Origin of the sequence: Dokdonia sp. PRO95, from assembly GCF_000355805.1 — a bacterium.
Taxonomy (GTDB): domain Bacteria; phylum Bacteroidota; class Bacteroidia; order Flavobacteriales; family Flavobacteriaceae; genus Dokdonia.
Genome location: NZ_CM001837.1, coordinates 853,025 through 869,017 on the forward strand (window position 1 = coordinate 853,025; position 15,993 = coordinate 869,017).

Here is a 15,993-nt window from a genome sequence, read left to right on the forward strand (position 1 = left end):
AAAATGTGGGGAAATAAGGTTAAATTAGCTTTCGCGAAAGCAATAACCTATTCCGTTATATACGTGTAAATATACCAACTTTATGGCTATCCCTTTAGTGCATTCTATTGCTTCTTGGTTCTTAAAAAAACGCATTCACCAGATGGAACTTTTTATAAAGTACCCCTCTGAAGTTCAAGAAGAATTGCGCATTAAGCTTATAGACAAAGCAAGAGATACCGAGATAGGTAGAGCTTATGACTTTAAATCTATCAAGTCATATCGTGAGTTTGCAGATCGCATTCCAGTCACGTCTTATGAGGAAAATCAGGAATATATAGAGCGTAGCCGTAAAGGAGAGTCAAATATTATGTGGCCTACACCTATAAAATGGTTTGCACAAAGTAGTGGTACTACAAATGCTCGTAGCAAGTACATCCCAGTAAGTCCAGAATCACTGGAAAACTGCCACTATGCCGCAAGTAAGGATTTACTCTGTATGTACCTTAATAATAATGAGGGGTCACAACTCTTTTCAGGAAAAGGTCTTAGACTGGGCGGCAGCAAGCAATTATACCAAGATAATGGAACTGTGTATGGTGATTTATCGGCTATATTAATTGACAATATGCCTTTTTGGGCAGAGCTTAGCAGTACACCTACTAATGGTGTTTCACTCCTAAGCGATTGGGAAACCAAGATGCAAGCCATAGTAGACGAGACTATCCAGCAAGATGTAACCAGCCTCTCTGGAGTACCTTCCTGGATGCTTGTTTTATTAAATAATGTTCTTGAAACTACTGGCGCATCAAATTTACTTGAGGTGTGGCCTAACCTTGAAGTTTACTTCCATGGCGGCGTGAGTTTTGATCCTTATATGGAGCAATATCAAAAGCTGATCCCGTCTAATTCTTTTAAGTATTACGAGATTTACAATGCCTCAGAAGGCTTTTTTGCAATACAAGGTCAGAACGACTCTAAGGAATTACTACTCATGCTTGATTATGGCATTTTTTATGAGTTTATACCGATGACCACCTATGGTACCCCTGGACAAAACGTAATACCGCTTACAGAGGTAGAAGTAGGAGTAAATTATGCGATTGTTATTACTACAAATGCAGGTCTATGGAGGTATAAAATAGGTGATACTGTGAGATTTACGAGCACGAGTCCCTATAAAATTAAAGTCACAGGAAGAACAAAACATCACATTAACGTTTTTGGAGAAGAGCTCATTATTGAGAATGCAGAAGAGGCACTTAAAAAAGCGACAAAAGAGACAGGTTCCGAAATAAAAGACTATACCGCCGCACCTATATTCATGGAAGGGAAAGAAAAAGGTGCACATGAGTGGATTATAGAGTTTAAAAACCCACCTAAGGATATTGCACTTTTTAATCACAAATTGGATCTTGCGCTTCAAGAAGTAAACAGTGATTATCAAGCAAAGCGTTTCAATAACACTACGTTAAACGCGCCCACGATACATAGCGCGAGAGAAAATCTATTTTATGACTGGCTCAGAGAGAATAATAAACTTGGCGGCCAGCACAAAGTCCCTAGATTATCAAACAAAAGAGATTTTGTAGAAGCACTACTTGAGCTTGAATAGTATTGCAATCGGCATTTTTAAGTAGGTTTTTATGTTGGAAAACACGACTGCTAAGCGAAATTAGTAGTTTTTTACGCTTTCGCGAAAGCGTACTCATCACAATACATTCTACTTTTAAAACCTAAAACGCTCACTCAAAACCATAAAAAAAGGCACTCATAAGAGTACCTTTTTAATCTATTTATGTAACCTCATTACTATGAAGCCGCTTTGAGCTTTTTAAGAGTAGATTTATTTAATTTACTCTCTGCATAAGTTTTAGTTACATTAAGCGATTTCTCGTCAGAACTAGGAAGATCAAACATAGCATCCGTAAGAATAGCTTCACATAAACTACGCAGTCCTCTTGCTCCAAGTTTATACTCGATAGCTTTACCTACCATATAATCCAAAGCTTCATCTGTAATGGTAAGCTCTATATCATCCATACTAAAAAGCTTCTTATATTGCTTTATAATAGCATTTTTAGGCTCTGTAAGGATAGCTCTCAACGTTCCTGCATCTAGCGGATTCATGTGCGTTAAAACCGGCAGACGACCTATAATTTCTGGAATAAGACCAAAATCCTTAAGGTCTTTAGGAATAATATATTTAAGCATATTATCCTTTTCTACTACATCTTCACTCTTGCTCGCCACAAATCCCATGGCCTGCATGTTAAGACGCTTAGAAATATGGCGTTCTATACCGTCAAAAGCTCCTCCTGCGATAAATAAGATATTCTCTGTATTTACCTCAATAAACTTTTGATCTGGGTGCTTACGCCCTCCCTTAGGCGGCACATTTACAACCGTACCTTCTAATAGCTTTAATAACGCCTGTTGCACACCTTCTCCACTCACATCACGCGTAATAGATGGATTGTCACTCTTACGAGCAATCTTATCTATCTCATCTATAAAAACGATTCCTCTCTGTGCTTTTTCAAGATTATAGTCGGCTGCTTGTAGAAGACGTGTCAAAATACTTTCAACATCCTCACCTACATAACCTGCTTCTGTAAGTACTGTAGCATCTACAATTGCAAGAGGTACATTAAGCATACGAGCGATTGTCTTTGCGATAAGTGTTTTACCAGTTCCTGTTTGTCCCACCATCACGATGTTACTCTTCTGGATCTCTATATCGTCATCTGTAGCAGGCTGCAATAATCGTTTGTAGTGGTTATACACCGCTACAGACATTACTCTTTTTGTAAACTCTTGACCTATAACATACCCATCAAGAAACTCTTTAATTTCTTGTGGCTTTCTTAACTTAAGCTCTCCTTCAAGATCATTTGTAGCAACGTCCTTAGACTCTTCTATTACAATACCATGTGCTTGCTCAATACATCTATCACAGATATGTGCATCAAGCCCAGCAATTAGTAAGCTAGTCTCTGGCTTTTTTCTACCACAAAATGAACATTCTAAATCTTCCTTTGCCATTTTATTTACTGTTGTGAGATATTATACGCTTTCGCGAAAGCGTATATCTCATTAATCTCTCTTCAAAATTTCGTCAATCATACCGTACTCAAGCGCTTTATCTGCTTTCATCCAGTAATCACGATCACTGTCGTTATATACTTTATCATAGTCTTGACCAGAATGCTTTGCGATAATATCGTAAAGTTCTTTTTTGAGTGTCAAGATTTCTTTTGCCGTAATCTCGATATCTGATGCTTGACCTTGTGCTCCACCCATAGGCTGGTGAATCATCACACGGCTATGTGGCAAACCACTACGCTTTCCTTTTGCTCCTGCACAAAGCAATACAGCTCCCATAGAGGCAGCCATACCAGTACAGATAGTAGCTACGTCTGGCTTGATAAACTGCATCGTATCATAAATACCTAATCCCGCATATACACTTCCTCCAGGAGAGTTAATGTAGATCTGAATATCCTTATTTGCATCTGTACTCTCTAAAAATAGTAGCTGTGCTTGTACAATATTTGCGACTTGGTCATTAATCCCTGTTCCTAAGAAAATGATGCGATCCATCATTAAACGAGAGAATACATCAAAGATAGCTATGTTCATCTGGCGCTCTTCAATGATATTAGGAGTAAGGCCTTGTGGCAACATGCTCGTAATAATTTTATCGTAATAATTAGAGTTTACACCCTGATCTTTGATTGCAAAATCTTTAAATTCTTTTCCGTAATCCATATTTTTATAGCAATATATATTTTAAAAAAAAGCGTTTTACCTATACAAGTAAAACGCTTTAAAGATACTTATTATCTAGGAAGTATTCTAATTGTAAACTTCCTTAACAAATTCGTCAAAGGTTACTTCCTTCTCCTTAAGTTTTACATTTTCTTTAAAGAATGCAAGCATTTTTACATTCATAAGCTGCTCAGATAAACGCTTTACCTCTTCTTGATTACCAAGTATACGTGCTGCGATATCTTCTAGCTCTTTATCTTCTGGGTTCATCTGACCGTATTGCATCATCTGCGATTTGATCATATCTTTTGCGTAGTCTTTTAATTCTTCAAAAGTCACTTGAAGTTTATTATCTGTAACTACTTTCCCTTCTATAAGCTGCCATCTTAAGCCTTTCTCAGAGCGAGTAAACTCTTCTTTTGCCTCCTCATCTGTCATAGGCTTCTCACCACTAGATTGTATCCATCTAGCAAGGAAGTCTGAAGGAAGATCAAACTTAGTTTCATCTATAAGACGCTCAGTAACGTCATTCATAAGTTGTTGATCGCTCTGTTGTACAAACTGGCGCTCTCCATCTTCTTTAATCTTCTCTTTAAGCTCTGTTGTGCTTTTTACAACATCCTTACCAAATAATTTATCAAATAGCTCTTGGTCAAGATCTGCTTGCTCACGCTTGTTTGTTTCGGTTAGTGTAAAGGTAAGTTCTGCGTTCATTTCTTTTGCTTGATCTTCAGAGATCTTTAACGCAGCTTGGTATGTTCCAGGCTCAGAAAACAAACTTTTTGTTTTTAATGTGATTACATCACCAGGCTTTGCACCTACTAATGCATCTACATTTTTCTTTCCTTTTACTTGCTCTATTTCAAAAGTCGCTTGGTTGTCTATACCTGCTTCTTCGTTTACAAAAGTACCAGTGATTTCACTATCCTTTGCTACTTCTGTTTGAGAAACTAGTGTACCGTATTGCTTTCTTATGGTAGTGACCTGGCTATCTACCATCTTGTCATCTACTTTGATTTTATAACTCGTGATAGCTTTCTTTGGTGTAAGATTTACATCAAACTTAGGAGCCATCCCTAATTCAAATTCAAAATTATAATCATCTGTATCCCAATCAAACCCTTCTTGGTTTTTAGGTAGTGGATTACCTAAAACATCTAGCTTTTCTTCTTGTAAAAACTTACCTAAAGCCTCTTGAAGTAATTTATTAACCTCATCAACTCTTACAGCTGTTCCATACTGCTTTTTAATCATTCCCATAGGGACGTGACCTTTTCTAAAACCAGGAATATTTGCCGTTTTACGGTAGTTTTTAAGGATAGACTCTACTTTATCGTTATAATCTTCTTTAACGATTTCTACCTTTACTACTGCGTTCAGGTCGTCTATTTGCTCTTTTGTAATATTCATTATGATGTAATTTTGAGGGCGCAAAAATACAATATTTTTACGAGTACAACAATCTTTTAAGATGTGCTTAACTAGCTCTTGCTGTCGTCTTTAATAAGTGAAAACAATATACTTTGAAAAATACTAAGCAGGATACTAAACAGTAATGCTATCCAAATACCGCTCACCGAAAAGCCACTTATAAAATAATCTGCTATTAATATTATAAAAGCATTGATGATAAATAGGAATAAACCAAAGGTCAAAATCGTTACTGGCAATGTAAGTATGACAAGTACCGGTCTCACGATAAATTTAAGTAGCGCGAGTATGATAGCGACAATAATCGCTGTCACAAAACCGCTTACGACCACGCCCGGAAGGAGCTTTGAAAGCACTACTACCGCAACGGCTGTTAGTAAAATTTTGATGATAGATTTCATAAAGTTGAATTTTAAGGGTTACGCTTTCGCGAAAGCGTAAATTTACACATAAAAAAAGCGCCCTCTTAAAAGGCGCTTTTTACATATTATAAGTAAACGTATTCTAGTTTACATCATTACTTATTGTTACCGTAGCATAGTCTCCTATATCTACAACTGGAATCGTTGATCCATATGTGTTATTAATGGCATTAATGACCGCGTTTGCAGTAAATGCATAACCTCTAGGTGATGGATGTACTCCATCTAGTGAGAATGCTCCTCCCGTCACAAATTGCGAAGAAAGAATACCACCGCTAAAAGCGACACCTCCGTTTGCTACATTTTGTAGGGCAGTTCTAGCATCTACATAAGCAAGTCCATTTGCGTCTGCTAGCGCCTGGATTGTTGCGTTGTATTCTGTTTGTGCTGCCGTTACGAGTGCTTGCTCTTGCGTAGTAAGAACAAACTGATCTTGTAATGGTCTAGACACACCGTTTATTGCTAATAATCCAGCTTGTTCTACAGGAAGACCTTGAGAAACTAAGAATCCTACGTAAGCCTCATCTACAGTTCCTAAAACTCCAGCAGTTGTAAGCGGAATTAAATCTTCATTTGTAGTTTGACGTAGTTGAGATAATAAAGAAGCTGTAATAGGATCTAAGTTAAAAGGCGCTCCTTGAACAATAGCTGAAATATCAGTCAAATCTTCGTCTTGAATAGTGATAAAGTTTGCTCCTGCACTAAAGTTAATTTGGCGAGCAGCAGCTTCTTCTGCTGTAATCACTCCAAAAGAGGCTAGTCCTGGCAACACTTGTGTATTATAAGCTGCAAAACTTGCATTAAGTGTTGCTGCTGTTTCCTCATCTAGTGGTATTGCCTGAGAAGGAACTGTTGTAAAGAAAGGAATAGAAGTTACATCTGGAATGTTTACTAATGCTCCTTTTGCTCCTGTACTTGTAAGTGCCGCTACTTCTTGAGCATAAACACCTGCAAATAATGTAGGATCTGTAATATCATTAGGGCCATAAGTAGTCGCATCTGGGTTTCCAGTTTGATCAACTCCAGCACCACCTGATGTTGCAAAACCTAAAATATCATTATTACCTATCCATAAAGAAAAGAATGTTGGGTTTGCCGCAAGTGCCTCTGCCATTACAGTCGTGTTTGCTGTACTAGCAAAACGAGCAAAATAAGGATTTGCTTGACCTGTAGCTACACCAGCAACGTTACCGTAACCTGGAGCTACAAGATGAAAACTTTTTGCCCCTGGTACACCCACATTATTAAATGGTCCAGCAACGATATTTGAAACTTCTGTAGTAGGAGTTCCTGCAAGACGTGCAGGTCCTGGGTTACCATCTGCGTCTGTAGCGAGTACAAAACGGTTTTCTGTAATTTGCATACCTCCTAAAGTAAGTCCTCCAAGGTTATCACTTACTAGTGGTTGAGAAAAACTACCTCCTCCTGCAAGCGCAAATTGCTGCGCCATAATGTTAGGGTATGAGTTTTCTTGACCCGTGATATACAATGCTCCGTCTGCAAAACCTGCAGTAAGCGAGTTTCCTACAGAAACGTAGCTTGAGAAGTCTGCACTACCACTAGTGTAAAAATCATCATTCTCTGCGATATCATTATCAAATTCTGGTTCACAAGCAACTAGTCCTAGTGCTAGTGCCGGAAGTGCTATATAATTGAAATATTTTTTCATCAATGCTATTTTTATAATTTATAACTAAGACCTAAACCTGGTGCAAATGCACTTGATTTGTAAGTTCCTCCAAAAGGAACGCGCTCTCCACCTTCTACATAAGAATCGTAAGAAGCATCAATTTCCTTAAATGTTAGGTAAAGGAAAGAAGCATCAATCGCTAACTTATCTGTTACGTTATAAGTAAATCCACCTGTAAATCCGTAAGAATCGTTACGTGGAGTTTCTGGAGCAAAGAAACCTTCTTGTACTGGAGACTCATCAAAGTAAGCACCTGCACGTAGTACAAATTTTGAACTTACATCAAACTGAGCACCTAGACGGTAACTTGAAGCATTTTTATAGTTACGAGGATTAATAGACTCTAATGCTAGAGAACCATCTGTATTAAGGAACATAATGTCTAATGCTTCGTAAGCATCCCACTCTGCATAATTCCAGTCAAAGTTAAGCGTCCACTTATCTGATGGCTTATAAGAAACTCCTACCGTCCACTCTGCAGGTAATGGTAGTGTTGCTGTAAAGTCATAAGTTCCATTTGCAATAGGTGCTAATGGAGAGTTAGGCACATTTGAGAATACTGCTTCACCATCTCCTTGCTCTACATCGATATCAATCTTAGACCTATAGTTAACTCCAAAAGACCACTGATCATTAGGAGTAATCATAGCTCCTACAGAAAAACCAAAAGCAGTTAGTCCTTGTGAGTCAAGCTCTACATTTGAACGATTACCATCAATATCAGTAAGGTTACGAGATAGATTACGATTAAAGTTAACCCCTCCAATAGCTAGGATAGGTCCTCCTCCAATACTTAAATCTTCAAGTAATTTTACAGAAACCATAGGTTGTACAAAAATAGCCGACAGATCGATACTATTAACAAGATGTGATCCAGACCAATCTGTTGGATACTCTACAGTACTTCCGTAAGGAGTGTACACTGCTAGACCTACTGCTAGTTTTTCACTTACGTTATAGCTTGCATATAAATACAAAGGCGTTCCTGTAGGACTATCAGTTTGTGAAGTCTGTCCGAACTCAGCATTCTGAAACTTCACATCAGAGAATACTCCAAAACCTCCTACGGCTACATTTAATTTTCCTTCTAGATGCACTAGACCTCCTGGGTTAAAAAATGCAATCTCTGCATTATTAACCATTGCCACACCAGTGTGACCCATCGCTAGACCGCGTTGTCCTTGTAAACTTACTCGGTATCCACCGGCATAGGTAACAGCACAAACGAGTAGTAGCACAACGACACTTAATACTTTTTTCATAATTTAATTTAGGTTAAGGGAAATGTGTTATTCTTAAAAATCTACCCTCAAAAATACAGTATTTACAAGGGATTTATAGATTTATTATCAATTTACTATGCATACATAGTAAATTTGCTGAAACAATGTTATAAAAAATTTATCACTTCTTTATAAAAATCTTTAGGATTTTCTGCGTGAAGCCAATGTCCAGCATTTGAAATAGTGCTTAATTTTGCTTTCGCGAAAGCGTTATAAAGACCTTTTTCATCCTCATCAAGAATATAATTTGACCTGTCTCCTCTTAAAAAAAGTACATCCCCTCCATAGCTAGCTCCTTCCGGAAGTGACTTCCCTATCTGTTCTATGTTTTCTATAAGTGCTTTAAGATTCATTCTAAAACCTAACACACCTTTTTCTTTCCAATAAAGATTTTTAAGCAAGAACATTCTAGTTCCTACATCTGTAATGTATGTGGAAAGAAAATCATCTGCTCCTGAACGACTGGTCATTGCTTGAGTATCGTTTGATAAGGCAGTTAATCCTTCAAGAATGACCTGGTGATGTTGTGGATACTCTTTTACACCTATATCTGCGATGATCAGTTTTTTAATCATATTTGGATAGGTGGTTGCATAAAGCATAGCGACCTTACCTCCCATGGAATGACCAAGTAAGTTGAAATTTTCTAGACTATTTTCTACACAGTAAAATTTGAGATCTTCTACCATTAACTCGTAGCTAAAAGCATCACTATGAAAACTACGCCCATGATTACGCTGATCTATAAGATGCACTTGAAAACCGTCTCCTGCAAATTGCTTTGCCAGCGTCTTCCAGTTATCACCCATTCCTAGAAAACCGTGTAATATGATGAGCGGCTCACCTTCTCCTATGATATTAGAATGTAACATAAATTACTGCAGTTTTTTGAGGTAAGACGCCACCACCGTTTCAAAACCTAGATATAAAGACTCTGACATTAACGCATGACCTATAGATACCTCTAACAAATCTGGAATGCTATTATGAAAATATTCAATATTATCTAGTGATAAATCATGACCAGCATTAATTCCTAATCCTACATCACTCGCATGAAAAGCAGCAGCTATAAATGGTTTTATCGCTTCTTCCTTATTAAGCACATAACCATCTGCATATGACTCTGTATAAAGCTCGATGCGGTCTGCGCCAGTTTCTTTTGCTCCTTCTACCATTTCTAGCACTGGATCTACAAAAATTGAGGTGCGTATTCCCGCATTTTTAAACTCTTGAATTACTTCTTGCAAGAAACTTTTGTGTTTTATAGTATCCCAACCAGCATTACTTGTAATAGCATCTACAGCATCTGGAACAAGTGTAACTTGGGTAGGCTTAGTCTCGAGAACTAAGTCTATGAACTTCTGGATAGGATTTCCTTCTATGTTATACTCTGTAGTAACTACATCTACAAGATCTCTCGCATCTTGATACCTTATATGACGCTCATCTGGACGGGGGTGAATGGTTATTCCTTGAGCACCCATTTTCTCCAGGTCGCCCGCAACTTTTAATAAATCTGGAACATTACCTCCTCTTGCATTACGCAACGTGGCCACCTTATTTATGTTTACACTTAATTTTGTCATAGCAATATGGTATTATTTGATATCACAAAAATACGAAGAGACCACTGCTAGGCGGTTATTTTTTCATTATTTTGCAGTATGACGTTAACAGATTTCATTATAAATGACATTTCTCCAGTTTCTGAAAAGCAGAACATAGGAGAAGTACAGTCTATTTTTAGTCAAACTACTTATTCCCATGTCCCTATAGAACGAGACGGTGTTTACGTAGGTTCCTTACCAGAAAATGATACTCATTGCCTAGACGCAGATACTCCTATAAGTGAATACAGTCATGGATATGAGCAATTTTTTGTGCGTTATGACACTAACTGGCTAGATGTACTCGAGACTTTTGCACGACACGGCTGTAACATGATGCCTGTGCTTGATGAAAAAAACACCTATCTAGGATACTACGAGCTAGAAGATGTAATGAGTTTCTTTAATAATACTCCTTTTATAAGCGAGCCAGGAAGTGTGGTAATTATAGAAAAAGGGATTCAAGATTACTCTTTTAGTGAAGTAAGTCAGATTGTAGAATCAAATGATGGTAAAATCTGGGGTATATTTATTTCTAGAATAGAAAATGACGTTGCCGAAATCTCAATAAAGATAGGCAGATCAAATTTTAATGACATTCTCGCAGCCTTTAGAAGATATAGCTATAACGTAGTATCTAGTCATCACGAAGACACCTTTCTTTCAGATTTAAGAGAGCGCTCTCAGTACTTAGAGAAGTACCTTAATATCTAATAAATTATGAAAATTGGTATTTACGGACAGTTTTATCACAAAGAAGCAGGGCAATACATCCAACAGCTTCTTGATATTCTTGACAAAAAACAGATAGAAGTAATTATAGAAAAGAATTTCCTTAAGCTCATACATGAGAATGACACTATTGAAAAGGACTATAATCACTTCTCGACCTTTAAAGAATTAGATAACAGTTACGACCTTTTTGTAAGTATAGGAGGTGATGGAACCATACTAAAGACAGTTACCTACGTTAGAGATCTCAACATACCCATAGTAGGTATAAATACTGGGCGATTAGGTTTTCTTGCTACCATCAAGAAAAATGACATTGAAGCGTCAATAGACAAAATCTTAACTGGAAAATATAGCATTTCCAAAAGGAGCTTGTTACAAATTACAACCAGCAAACCCTCAGAAGAAATAGGAGAGCTTAACTTTGCTCTTAACGAGATCGCTGTGAGCAGAAAAAACACTACCTCCATGATTTCTGTAAAGACCAAGCTCGATGGTGAAGACTTAACAAATTATTGGGCAGATGGTTTAATTGTAGCTACTCCCACCGGCTCTACCGGATACTCTCTCAGTTGTGGAGGCCCAGTTATCACGCCGCACACCTCAAGTTTAATACTCACCCCCATAGCTCCTCATAATTTAAATGCCCGACCATTAGTAATTCCTGATGAGACCATTATCGAGCTGAGCGTTTCAGGAAGAGAAGAGCAACATTTGATTTCGCTGGATTCCCGCATAGCTACATTGGATAATGAGACCATTATCACTTTACAAAAGGCACCATTTCAAATAAGCCTCATACGTTTAGAGGGCGATAGTTTTTTAAAAACACTACGTCGAAAGTTACTTTGGGGGGAAGACAAAAGAAACTAGACAATATTTATGCGTTTATTGTGTTTTCTGTAAGGGTTATTATTATTAATGACAGTACGCTTTCGCGAAAGCGTAAACTTACCCACAGCATCTTAGCAATCCCTAATTGCTAGTACCAACACAGAATTGTTATATTTGCAAACTTTTAACGTTATATGAAGTACCTGACGATTTTATTGATCGCCATTTTTTGGAATATTGAAACACAAGCTCAGACTTATGAAATAGGAGGGTTTATTGGTGGATCTAATGTTGTAAGCGATATTGGCTCTACCAGCTACTTTTCTCCAAATAAGCCTGTTTTTGGTGCTATTTTGAAATGGAATCGAAGTGCTAGACATTCCTTTAGATTTACAGCCTTGTTTACAGAGCTAGAAGGAAATGACGAAGATAGTCATGAGGCAAGAAGACAAAGCAGAGGATTATCCTTTACTAATAATCTTCAAGAGATTTCATTGGGTCTAGAGTATACGTTTTGGGAATTTGACATGTTTAAAGATCGCAATGCCAATGCACCATATTTATATACTGGTCTCACGGCTTTTAGTCATGAAAACATATCAAATATAGACGGAGTAACGGCAAGTGGAAATGCGTTTGATGTAGCAATACCTATCGTACTTGGCTATAAAGTAGCTGTAAATAGTACAATGGTTATAGCCTTAGAAGGTGGTGCACGTTACACATTTACAGATAATATAGATGGCAGTGATCCTGCAGGAGAAGATGCTTTAAGTATAGGAAATAAAAATAATAATGATTGGTATGTATTTACGGGATTGACCGTGAGTTTTACCTTTGGCCGCAGACCTTGTTACTGCGGATTTTAAGAATATAATGGACGTACTAGCCCAGATTAATAAAGAAAAGTTACCCCAGCACATCGCCATTATTATGGATGGTAATGGACGATGGGCAAAAAGACAAGGCCTTCTTAGAGCTGTTGGTCACAAAAAGGGATCTAAGGCCGTAAGAGAGGCTGTGGAAGCCGCTGCCGAACTTGGTGTGCCTTATCTAACCTTATATGCTTTTTCTACAGAAAATTGGAATCGACCTAAAGCAGAGGTAGACACACTCATGAACCTCCTTGTGTCTTCATTAAAAAAAGAAATTTCAACCTTACAAGACAATGATGTTTCCTTAAACACTATTGGAAATACGAGCTCTTTGCCCAAAAAAGCACAAAAAGAACTCAATGAGGTTATAGAAAAAACAAAGAACAACAAAAGGCTTAAACTCACTCTTGCATTGAGTTACGGAAGTAGAGAAGAACTAATAAAAACTGTAAAAGAAATAAGCGATAAAGTTAAAAATAACCTAATTTCGCCAGCTGAAATAGATGAATCTTGTATAAATGAGCATCTTTACACCCATGACATGCCGGATGTAGATTTGTTAATACGCACAAGTGGAGAGCAACGAATTAGTAATTTTTTGTTGTGGCAGATAGCCTATGCTGAGTTTTATTTTACAGAAATACTGTGGCCAGATTTTAGAAAGGAACATTTACATGACGCTATTTACAATTATCAGAAAAGAGAACGAAGATTTGGAAAGACAAGTGAACAAATTAAATAGTGCATCTACTTTTTCAAAAGTGACAAGCCAATGGATGATTTTTTTAGCCCTTTTGAGCTTCACTTTTGCTCAAGCGCAAAGACAATTACCGCTAGACCCAGAAGTTAAATATGAAATTGCAGATATCACAGTAAGTGGAGTTTCTACTTATAATGAGAATACCGTCATTGCATTTACAGGACTACGAGTAGGAGAAGAGATTTTTCTACCTGGACAGAAAATAACGGACGTCATTAAAAAGTTATGGTCACTCGAGCTTTTCTCAGACATTAACCTATATGTTACTGGTATAAACGGTAATAAAGTTGACTTACAACTTGACATAAAGGAAGTTCCAGAACTTAATGAAGTTAGATTCAAAGGAATCAAACAGAAAAAAGGTACCAGCTTTATCAAAGACAATGGTCTTAACAAAGGTGCAAAGGTTACAGAAAACCTAGAGACAACAGCAAAGAATTACATAGAGAATACCTACAAGAAGAAAGGATTTCTTAACTCTAAGGTATTTATTAATACTGTTCCTACTGCAGATAGTATAGGTGCAAACAAGGTCAACATGACCGTAAATATTGATAAAGGTGAACGAGTAAAAATTGCCGACATCAATTTTACAGGACGTGAAAAACTTAAAAGAGCTACCCTTCTAGGTTCTATGAAAAACACAAAGGAGAAAAAAATCTGGCGTGTGTGGAAGCGATCAAAATTTATTAAAGCAGACTATGAGGAAGATAAAATTGCACTTATAGATAAGTACAAAGAAAAAGGATACCGTGATGCACGTGTAATCTCTGATACTATTATTAAAAATAATGACAAGAGCATTACTTTAGAGATTAATGTAGAAGAGGGAAATAGATACTATATTGGTGATATCGATTTTATAGGAAACTCTGTATACACAGATGAGCAGTTAAGTCGCCAACTAGGGCTTGTTAAAGGTGACGTATATAATGGTGTCTTACTGAAAAAACGTATTCAAGATGATACAGACCCAGACTCAGACAACATTGCAAACCTTTACCAAAATACTGGTTACTTATTCTCAAATATAAATGCCGTAGAGACAAGTGTTCAAAACGACACTATTGATTTTGAGGTACGTATCTCTGAAGGAAAACTTGCTTATTTTAATAAAGTAACTGTAAAGGGTAACGACAAGACTAAGGATAAGGTTATTTATAGAGAACTACGCACTAAACCTGGACAACGATACAGTAAAGATGCAGTGGTTAGAACGATTAGGGAGCTTGGTCAATTAGGATTTTTTGATGCACAGCAACTTACGCCTAACTTTGATAATTTTGATGCTGTAGGAGGTACTGTAGACTTAGAATACAATGTTGTAGAACAAGGTGCCAGCCAGATAGAGCTTCAAGGAGGCTTTGGTGGTGGAGGTTTTGTAGGAACGCTAGGTCTTTCTTTCAATAACTTCTCTATCCAGAACATTTTTAATAAGGATGCATACCAACCTCTTCCTATGGGAGATGGTCAGAAATTCTCCTTAAGAGCGCAAGCTAGTCAGTTTTTCCAAACGTATAGTGCTTCACTTACAGACCCATGGTTTGGAGGAAAACAACCTGTACAATTTTCGACTTCTTTTTCACATACGATACAATATCTATTTACAGGTATAAATAGTGGGAATGCTAGTGATCGTGTAGACAGAGATAGAAAGTTTTTAATTACAGGTGGTTCTATTGGACTATCAAAACGTCTTTCATGGCCTGATGGAAACTTTAGCCTATCACACGCTTTAAGTTTCCAGCACTTTGACTTACAAAACTATAATACGGGTCTATTTACCTTTGGTAATGGATCATCAGAAAACTTAGCCTATACGGTTGGTTTAAGTAGAAGAGAAGTATTTGGCGGACTCATATTCCCTACCGGTGGATCAGACATAAGTGTAACGGCTAAACTTACACTTCCTTACTCTGCTTGGAATGGGACAGATTACAAACAGCTTGCTGCAGATCGCGAAATAGCTGTAGAGAATCAAGATAGTGATGAGATAGGTCGAATTGATCAAGAGCGTTTTAACTGGCTAGAATACTACAAGGTTAAATTTGATGGTAAATGGTATACGCCGCTAGTTGGCAAATTTGTCCTACAAACGGGAATTGAATTTGGATGGCTTGGAGCATACAATCAAGATAGAGGCGTGCCTCCATTTGAGCGTTTCTTCTTAGGAGGAGATGGTCTAGGTGGTTTCTCACTAGATGGTAGAGAGATTGTACGACTTAGAGGTTATCCTAACCAAGCGGTAACTCCTATTGACAGAGGAGCAGCGCTTTCTAGCACAAATCAAGCAAATGATGGTGCAACCATTTACAACAAATTCAGTTTAGAACTACGCTACCCAATTTCGTTTAATCCTCAAGCGACTATTTATGCATTAACTTTTGCAGAAGCTGGATCATCTTATGACAATTTTAGAGACTATAACCCGTTTCAATTGAGTAGATCTGCTGGAGCAGGAATTCGTATATTTATGCCAGCCTTTGGTTTATTAGGATTGGATTTTGGATATGGATTCGACCCAATTCCTGGTACTGTAGGAGCAAATGGATGGGAAACACACTTCATTATTGGTCAGCAGTTCTAATTTTTGGCACGATTATTTC

General features: G+C 37.4%; 14 protein-coding genes. 6 read left to right on the forward strand and 8 right to left on the reverse strand.

Annotated features, from left to right (window positions below; all coding sequences use genetic code 11):
• Positions 1–82: 82 nt before the first annotated feature.
• Positions 83–1,594 carry a GH3 auxin-responsive promoter family protein gene (locus D017_RS03670; protein ID WP_035334708.1) on the forward strand — a complete coding sequence of 504 codons (1,512 nt, stop codon included), beginning with the start codon at positions 83–85 and terminating at the stop codon, positions 1,592–1,594.
• Positions 1,595–1,791: 197 nt separating this feature from the next.
• Here the strand turns inward: D017_RS03670 and clpX are convergent, their stop codons facing one another.
• From clpX to D017_RS03710, 8 genes are all read right to left on the reverse strand, one after another.
• Positions 1,792–3,024, reverse strand: coding sequence for an ATP-dependent Clp protease ATP-binding subunit ClpX (clpX, locus tag D017_RS03675; RefSeq protein ID WP_035334709.1), 1,233 nt, complete (start codon positions 3,022–3,024; stop codon positions 1,792–1,794).
• Between the two features lie 51 nt (positions 3,025–3,075).
• Positions 3,076–3,750, reverse strand: coding sequence for an ATP-dependent Clp endopeptidase proteolytic subunit ClpP (clpP, locus tag D017_RS03680; RefSeq protein ID WP_013750316.1), 675 nt, complete (start codon positions 3,748–3,750; stop codon positions 3,076–3,078).
• A gap of 87 nt (positions 3,751–3,837) precedes the next feature.
• Positions 3,838–5,160, reverse strand: a complete 1,323-nt coding sequence (gene tig, locus D017_RS03685; protein WP_035334710.1) for a trigger factor — start codon at positions 5,158–5,160, stop codon at positions 3,838–3,840.
• A gap of 71 nt (positions 5,161–5,231) precedes the next feature.
• Entirely contained in the window at positions 5,232–5,582 is a 351-nt protein-coding gene (locus D017_RS03690; RefSeq protein ID WP_035334711.1) for a phage holin family protein, read from the reverse strand.
• Between the two features lie 103 nt (positions 5,583–5,685).
• Positions 5,686–7,272 (reverse strand): SGNH/GDSL hydrolase family protein, encoded by a 1,587-nt coding sequence (locus D017_RS03695; protein ID WP_035334712.1) that lies wholly within the window; start codon positions 7,270–7,272, stop codon positions 5,686–5,688.
• Positions 7,273–7,283: 11 nt separating this feature from the next.
• Positions 7,284–8,555 (reverse strand): outer membrane protein transport protein, encoded by a 1,272-nt coding sequence (locus tag D017_RS03700; RefSeq protein ID WP_035334714.1) that lies wholly within the window; start codon positions 8,553–8,555, stop codon positions 7,284–7,286.
• Between the two features lie 128 nt (positions 8,556–8,683).
• Positions 8,684–9,448, reverse strand: a complete 765-nt coding sequence (locus D017_RS03705; protein ID WP_035334715.1) for an alpha/beta fold hydrolase — start codon at positions 9,446–9,448, stop codon at positions 8,684–8,686.
• Positions 9,449–9,451: 3 nt separating this feature from the next.
• Positions 9,452–10,165, reverse strand: coding sequence for a pyridoxine 5'-phosphate synthase (locus D017_RS03710; protein WP_035334716.1), 714 nt, complete (start codon positions 10,163–10,165; stop codon positions 9,452–9,454).
• Positions 10,166–10,243: 78 nt separating this feature from the next.
• Between D017_RS03710 and D017_RS03715 the strand changes: the two genes are divergently transcribed.
• The 5 genes from D017_RS03715 (at position 10,244) to D017_RS03735 (ending at position 15,974) form a co-directional block, all read left to right on the forward strand.
• The gene (locus D017_RS03715) at positions 10,244–10,900 is read left to right on the forward strand and encodes a CBS domain-containing protein (RefSeq protein ID WP_035334717.1); all 657 of its coding nucleotides are present in this window, start codon (positions 10,244–10,246) and stop codon (positions 10,898–10,900) included.
• 6 nt (positions 10,901–10,906) lie between these two features.
• On the forward strand, positions 10,907–11,791 hold the full coding sequence (locus D017_RS03720) for an NAD kinase (RefSeq protein WP_035334719.1): 885 nt from the start codon (positions 10,907–10,909) through the stop codon (positions 11,789–11,791).
• Positions 11,792–11,946: 155 nt separating this feature from the next.
• Positions 11,947–12,621, forward strand: a complete 675-nt coding sequence (locus tag D017_RS03725) for a DUF6089 family protein (protein WP_035334720.1) — start codon at positions 11,947–11,949, stop codon at positions 12,619–12,621.
• 7 nt (positions 12,622–12,628) lie between these two features.
• Positions 12,629–13,369 (forward strand): isoprenyl transferase, encoded by a 741-nt coding sequence (locus D017_RS03730; RefSeq protein WP_035334721.1) that lies wholly within the window; start codon positions 12,629–12,631, stop codon positions 13,367–13,369.
• The gene (locus D017_RS03735; RefSeq protein ID WP_035334723.1) at positions 13,302–15,974 is read left to right on the forward strand and encodes a POTRA domain-containing protein; all 2,673 of its coding nucleotides are present in this window, start codon (positions 13,302–13,304) and stop codon (positions 15,972–15,974) included. Before D017_RS03730 ends, D017_RS03735 begins: the two co-directional genes overlap by 68 nt.
• Positions 15,975–15,993: the final 19 nt, after the last annotated feature.